Annotated in this window: 6 protein-coding genes; 5 read left to right on the forward strand and 1 reads right to left on the reverse strand. The window is 68.7% G+C overall.

All coding sequences use genetic code 11. The features are described 5' to 3' along the window. Positions 1 to 12: 12 nt before the first annotated feature. The gene (locus ABZT74_RS21180) at positions 13 to 1,839 is read right to left on the reverse strand and encodes an RICIN domain-containing protein (protein ID WP_356437062.1); all 1,827 of its coding nucleotides are present in this window, start codon (positions 1,837 to 1,839) and stop codon (positions 13 to 15) included. A gap of 308 nt (positions 1,840 to 2,147) precedes the next feature. Between ABZT74_RS21180 and ABZT74_RS21185 the strand changes: the two genes are divergently transcribed. From ABZT74_RS21185 to ABZT74_RS21205, 5 genes are all read left to right on the forward strand, one after another. Beyond that, positions 2,148 to 3,416 (forward strand): ROK family transcriptional regulator, encoded by a 1,269-nt coding sequence (locus ABZT74_RS21185; RefSeq protein WP_356437064.1) that lies wholly within the window; start codon positions 2,148 to 2,150, stop codon positions 3,414 to 3,416. A gap of 183 nt (positions 3,417 to 3,599) precedes the next feature. Beyond that, positions 3,600 to 4,040 carry a VOC family protein gene (locus ABZT74_RS21190; RefSeq protein ID WP_356437067.1) on the forward strand — a complete coding sequence of 147 codons (441 nt, stop codon included), beginning with the start codon at positions 3,600 to 3,602 and terminating at the stop codon, positions 4,038 to 4,040. A 258-nt stretch (positions 4,041 to 4,298) separates the two neighbouring features. Beyond that, the gene (locus ABZT74_RS21195; protein ID WP_356437070.1) at positions 4,299 to 4,880 is read left to right on the forward strand and encodes a mismatch-specific DNA-glycosylase; all 582 of its coding nucleotides are present in this window, start codon (positions 4,299 to 4,301) and stop codon (positions 4,878 to 4,880) included. 215 nt (positions 4,881 to 5,095) lie between these two features. Continuing rightward, on the forward strand, positions 5,096 to 5,746 hold the full coding sequence (locus tag ABZT74_RS21200; protein WP_356437073.1) for a DUF2975 domain-containing protein: 651 nt from the start codon (positions 5,096 to 5,098) through the stop codon (positions 5,744 to 5,746). Continuing rightward, on the forward strand, positions 5,746 to 5,985 hold the full coding sequence (locus ABZT74_RS21205) for a helix-turn-helix transcriptional regulator (RefSeq protein WP_356437076.1): 240 nt from the start codon (positions 5,746 to 5,748) through the stop codon (positions 5,983 to 5,985). The genes ABZT74_RS21200 and ABZT74_RS21205 overlap by 1 nt, the downstream gene beginning before the upstream one ends. Positions 5,986 to 6,104: the final 119 nt, after the last annotated feature.

A 6,104-nucleotide genomic window follows, 5' to 3' on the forward strand; every position in this document is an offset into this window, starting at 1 on the left:
GTGAAGATGGGATCAGTGCCCGTGCGTCGAGCGCACGGCCGTGAGGGTGAGGGTCTGCTCGGCGGCGGTGCGGGCGTCGCCCACGGTCCCTCCCGTGCTGTCGGTCCAGGCCCGCGTCGGGGTGGTCTCGGCGGACCGGGCCGGGCTACCGGACAGTCCTATGACGAGTCCGCTGTAGCGGTTGACCAGGCGGTACGTTCCGGTCGGCGTGCCGTCAACGGTCGTGGAGGGGACGACGAACCACTGCTGCCCGACGGTGGGGCCGCCGGCCGGCGCGGCGCTCACGCTGGGCTTGGCCCCCCAGGCACGCCCTGCGTCGCTCGTGGCGTCGACGCCGAGGAGCCTGCCGGTGGAGGTGTTGGCGATACGGTACGAGCCGTCGCCGCCGGAGGTGAACTTCCACCGGCTCAGCGCCGAACTGCCGCCCGCGGCAAGGGAGGTGGTGGCCGAGCCACCGCGAACCTGGGTGAGGAGGCGGCCGGTACCGCTCGCGATGGTGTAGGTCTTCCCCGTGGTGACGGGGGCGGCGGGGGCGCTGGTGTCGATGACGGTCTCGTAGTACTCACCGTCGGTGCCGTCGGAGCACTGGAACGAGCAGTAGCTGCGGAACTTCTTGCCGACGATGGTCGAGCCGGTCCGGTTCACCGAGTCGAGCATCCAGCGGTACCAGGAGCCTGTCCTGTAGCCGCCGGTGTCGCCGAGCAGACGCCACTTCTGGGTGGCGAGGTTGTCGGTCGCGTAGAAGCGCTGCGGTTCGGAGGAGTCCTGCACGACGGCCTCGGGCTGCCCGATGTACAGGCCCAGATGGGCGTCATAGGCGATGTTCATCGTCAACAGGTCCGATTTGGCGGGCAGTGTGCCGGCCTTCTGCTGTTCGGCGACGCTCCCGGCGTTGTCGGGGTCGTAGTCGTGCGCCACGGCCGTGTATCCGGTGGGGTGCCCGGAGTCGACGGGCTCCATGTTGCTCTCCAGGCCGCCGAGTCCGGGCTGCGACCAGGCGCCGTCGTACCACTTCTTCCACGAACCGGGCGCCATCTTCGCGGACATCGGGGCGCGGGCCACATGGGCGCGACTGCCGTCGGTCCAGCCTCCGGGGACGCCGCCCTTCGGTATAGCGCGGGAGTTGTAGTAGACGTAGAAGTAGCCGGAGGCGGTGTCCACGAACAGACGCGGGTCGCCGTCGCCGTAGTCGTAGGTCTCGTGCGGGAACGCCCCGTCGTCACCTCTCTTGGTGCTGTACGGCGAGGTGAGCACGTGGTTCTTGATGTGCCACGTCCGGCCCTGGTCCTTGGAGACGGTGTAGTCGATGGCGTCGTAGTGCAGGCCGTCGCCGAAGGGGCTCGGGGTGAACTCGTTGTGGACGAGGCCGTACCAGTCACCACTGTCGGGGTCGACCCACACGCCCATCAGGTCGCAGTAGTTCTTCTGTGCGTAGCTCGACGTGTCCGGGGCGTAGGTGGCCTCCCGGCCGGTGGGACTGTTGTTGCACCGCCAGGTGGTGTCGCCGTTGCGATCCTTCGGGTCGGCCGGGTTCACGGCGTCGCTCAGCCCGGCGTCCCGGGTGGCCGCGTCGAAGTTCGCGCCGGAGTAGAACGTCCACTCGCGGGGGTCGTCCGCGCCGTACAAGGCGTGTGCCGACTGATAGTGGAACGAGCCGTCCTTGTCGATGTAGGTCGCCGCCGGGCTGTCGTCGGGGTGGGTCCACGAACCCTTCGCCCCGACGGAGACCGTGTAGGTGGGGGGTTCGGCGGACGCCGGCCGGGCGGTGAGGCCGCCGAGCAGCATCGCACCTGCGGCGGCCAGCGCGCAGGCCGACTTCGTTCCTGGACGAGCTGGCACAACTGCTCCTCTCATGCCTGAACACACCGTGGTCGGCGGCCTGTTCAGGATTGGCGAGATGTCCGGAGCCGGGCGTTTCACAACACGCCGAGGCCGTCGGACCCTGGGGGTTTCGTGGGGCGATCGTGGTACCGGATGATTTAGTTCGACTAGAATCCGAACTAATGCAGGAGCTGTCAAGGACTCCGTCGGACCGGGAACGCGGGGCACTCTCCCTCAACCCAGCAGTCGGGCACAGTACTTGTCATCATGGGGACGACGGCCCGCGCACCGCTCGCGGGCCCTGAAGGGACATCGGTGAGCAGCAAGTGACCGAACTCGTTACGGCGCCACCGCACGCCACGCTCTCCGATGGCCCCGGCCCCCGCGACCGGGCGTCCATCCGCCGCACGAATCTCGCGGCCGTGATGAGCTTGTTGCGCGACAGCGGCCCACGCTCCCGCGCGCAGATCGCCACGGACACGGGCCTGCCCAAACCGACGGTCACCAGTCTCGTCGCCGAACTCGTCGCCCTGCGCCTGGTCCGCGAAGGTCCCGCTCAACGGGAAGGGGCCGTGGGCCGCCCCGGCACACTGGTGCACCTCGACGGTGGCGACATCTGCGGCGTCGGCGTGGAGATCAGCACCAGCTACATCCACGTCCTCGCCCTGGCACTCGACGGCACACAGGTCCATGAGGACCGGGTTTCACTCGCGGTGAGCGACGAAGGCCCGGACGCGACGCTGGATGTGACGTCCCGTCATGTCACCCGATGCCTCGCCGCCCTCGACCGCGAGGGCAGGCGCCCGGTCGGGCTCACCCTCGCCCTGCCCGGCGTCATCGACATGGCGTCGGCCACGGTCACGTACGCCCCCGGGATCGGCTGGCGCGACGTCGCCGTCGCCGACGCGTTGCGGACCCGCCTCAAGCAGGCCGTCCCGGGGCCGGTCCCGCCGATCGCCGTGGACAACGACGCCAAACTGGCCGCCCTCGCCGAGTACGCGCAGGTCCGCGGCTCGGGGGTGCACGACATGCTGTGCATCACCGGGGAACGCGGTATCGGGGCCGGCATCGTCAACGACGGCCGACTGCTGCGCGGCGCGTCCGGGTTCGCCGGCGAGGTGGGCCACATGCCTCTCGACCCGCAGCGCAACCCCTGCGTCTGCGGCCGCTACGGCTGCTGGCAGACCATGGTCGGCCTGGACGCCATCCTTCGGCTCGCCGCACCCGGCAACGACCCGATCCATGATCCGGACGTCGAACTCGCCGGCCGACTGGGCGATGTGCGCCGCCGCGCCGAGGCCGGCGATCCGCGCACCCTGAGCGCCCTGGACCGCGTGGCGCACGACCTCGGCCTCGGCCTGGCACTGCTCGCCGATGTCCTCAATCCACGACTCGTGATCCTGGGCGGCTACTTCACGCACATCGGTGACCTGTTCCTGGACCGGGTCCGCGAGACGGTCCAAAGCCGGGTGATGGCACCACAGGCGGGTGGCTGCGAAGTACGCCTGTCCACCCTGGGGTTCACGGCAGCAGCGCACGGAGGAGCCCAGCTCGCGCTCGACGCCGTCTATCAGCGGCCCGCCCTGTCGTTGTAACGCGGCGCACTCCACCGGCTCGGCCGGAGGGGCGGCCGAGGGGGCGGCCGAAGGGGCGGTCGAGTCAGGACTCCTCGCCCTCGATGCGGCGCGTCGCGGTATCGGAATCGCCGACACCGTACAACTGCCTGCCTCGGCGGCGAAGACGGCTACGGTGGCCGTGCCGCTCGAAGGAGGCCCAGCATGACGATCCAGCGGATGGACAACGTCCTCATCGTCGTCGAAGACCTAGACGCCGTCATCGCGTTCTTCGTCGAACTCGGCATGGAACTCGAGGGCAAGGGGCCACTCGAATGGCGAGGAGCGGAGCGCGTCATCGGGCTCGACGACGTCCGCCAGGACATCGCCATGCTGCGGGTCCCGAACGGCCACGGGCGAGTGGAGCTGGCGAAGTTCCACAGGCCGAAGGCCATCACTCCTGAGCCGAAGGGCGCGCCGGCGAACACGCTCGGCCTTCGTCGCATGATGTTCGCCGTCGACGACATCGAGGACGTCGTCGCCCGCGTGCGGGCCCACGGCGCTGAACTCGTCGGCGAGATCGTGCGGTACGAGAACGTCTACCGGCTCTGCTACGTCCGCGGGCCCGAGGACATCGTCGTCGGACTCGCCGAGGAGCTCGGCTGAGACCGCCGAAGGGGCCCTGCGCCGAGGAGACACGCGCCCTCGGCCACGCCTGGGCCGGCGTACGGCTTCGCGCGTGTCGGCGTGGCCTGCGGGATGCTCTTCGAGCACAGTCTCGGTAGGCGTCGCGGCACATACGGGATCACATGACCTCGCGGACTTCCGACCGCCGGTGCGCGAGGGAAAGGGTGCAGGAATGAAGCGTGGTGACGTCGGCGGACTCCGCGGCTCGACCCACCGGGTGACGGGGAGGTGGAGCTGATGGGCTTCAGCCGCGCCGAACTCGAGCGGTTCCGGGGCGGGTCCTTGCCCGACCTCCTCGGCCCGCGTACGCGGCTGCTGTTCGTGGGAGTCAACCCCGGGCTGTCGGCCGTGGCCTGGCAGGCACACTTCCCCGGGCGCACCAACCGCTTCTACCCGGCCTTGTACAGGGCGGGCATCACCGACCGCCTGATCGACGCCTCCTCCGGTTTCGCGCCAGGGGATCAGGAGTACCTCACCGAGCGGGGCGTCGGGATCACCGCGCTTGTCCCCAAGGCAACCGCGCGGGCGGACGAACTGGCGCCGGCTGAACTGGTGGAGGGAGCGGAGTCCCTGGTCGAGACAGTCAGGCGCGTCGAGCCACACGTGGTCGCCGTGCTCGGGATCACCGCCTTCCGCATCGCGTTCGCGATGCCCAAGGCCCGCGTCGGACGGCAGCCGGGTGAATTCGCCGGAGCACAGCTGTGGGTCGTGCCCAACCCGAGCGGCCTCAACGCCCACTCCTCACTCGCGGACCTGGCCGTCGCCTATCGCGAGGTCGCGGTCGCCGCCGGGCTCGAACTCTCCACTCCTGCAACGTAGAAGTCCTCCGTCCGACAGGCGGAAACAGCTCACTGTCGCGTTCCGCGGCCTGCGCGAAGCCCCGACTCCGGGGCACCGCACGCACTCGCCCTCGGCATTGAGGACGACCGCGACGTGGATCGAGCGAACTTGGCCCGCATCAGGGGATCTTGCGCAGCCCCGCCAGTTCTATGTATCGTTTTTCGATAACATCGATAATCGATACGGGGGCTGTCATGGCGAAGGTAAGTAATCCACTGGAGCCGATCTCGACCGCGATCAAGGCCATCATCACGGTGATCGCCGTTCTGTTGGCCGCAGGCGTACTCGGCGCGATGACTCTGGACGGCGTGCACTTCCGCGTTCTCGGCATCGGCGACAAGAACGTCTGCGCCACGGACACGTCCACGACGGTGGGTGGCGGCGAGGTGCCGCCTCAGGAATTGCAGGCCGCACCAGGCGCGACGGTCGACTTGGATGCCCATCCGAACTACTGCACCGACGACCCCACCACGCCCCAGATTCTGCTCAACACTGCCAAACAGATCCCTTCAGCCCTCTTCACCTTCGGGGCACTTCTGCTGGCCCTCTGGTTGATCCGCGGGGCGCAGGGCGAGGGCCTCTTCACCGCGCGAACCGCGTACCGCCTGCGCATGCTCGGCTGGTGGCTGCTGGCCGGCAGCGTGCTCAGCGCGGTGGCGACGTCCGTCGCGGAGCAGGCTCTCGTCGGATCCCTGAGCCGAAGCGACGATGCAGGCGCCCTGACCGGCCTGCTGATATGGAACGCGCCCTACATGGCGCTCCTCACCGGCCTCGGCGTCCTGTCCTTCGCCCGTGTCATGCGCATCGGCATCACCATGCGCGAAGAGCTCGACGGAACGGTCTGATGTCCGAGGACAAGGAAGAGCACGCGATCGAGGTCCATCTCGACCGCCTGCTCGAAGAACGAGGGATGACCTTGGCCGAGCTCGCCGATCGCGTCGGCGTCACTCATGTCAACCTGTCCATCCTCAAGAACGGCCGGGCACGCGCCATACGCTTCACCACCCTGACCCGGCTCTGCGAGGTACTGGACTGCCAGCCCGGCGACCTCCTCAGCCACCGCTCGCTCGAGGAACCGCCCTAGGTCGTGTCTTCAAAAGATCTTGATTGGTGGATCATGGTTGGGTGATACGTCGCCATGAACTGTCCGATGAGGAGTGGGAGTTCGTCCGGCCGCTGCTGCCTGAGTGTTTGCGTGGGCGC

The organism is Streptomyces sp. NPDC005302, from assembly GCF_040607345.1.
GTDB lineage: Bacteria > Actinomycetota > Actinomycetes > Streptomycetales > Streptomycetaceae > Streptomyces.

Excerpts from the sequence above, each read along its gene's own strand:
- ABZT74_RS21190 (WP_356437067.1), top strand. The coding sequence starts at position 3,600 with ATGACGATCCAGCGGATGGACAACGTCCTCATCGTCGTCGAAGACCTA.
- ABZT74_RS21195 (WP_356437070.1), top strand. The coding sequence starts at position 4,299 with ATGGGCTTCAGCCGCGCCGAACTCGAGCGGTTCCGGGGCGGGTCCTTG.
- ABZT74_RS21200 (WP_356437073.1), top strand. The coding sequence starts at position 5,096 with ATGGCGAAGGTAAGTAATCCACTGGAGCCGATCTCGACCGCGATCAAG.
- ABZT74_RS21205 (WP_356437076.1), top strand. The coding sequence starts at position 5,746 with ATGTCCGAGGACAAGGAAGAGCACGCGATCGAGGTCCATCTCGACCGC.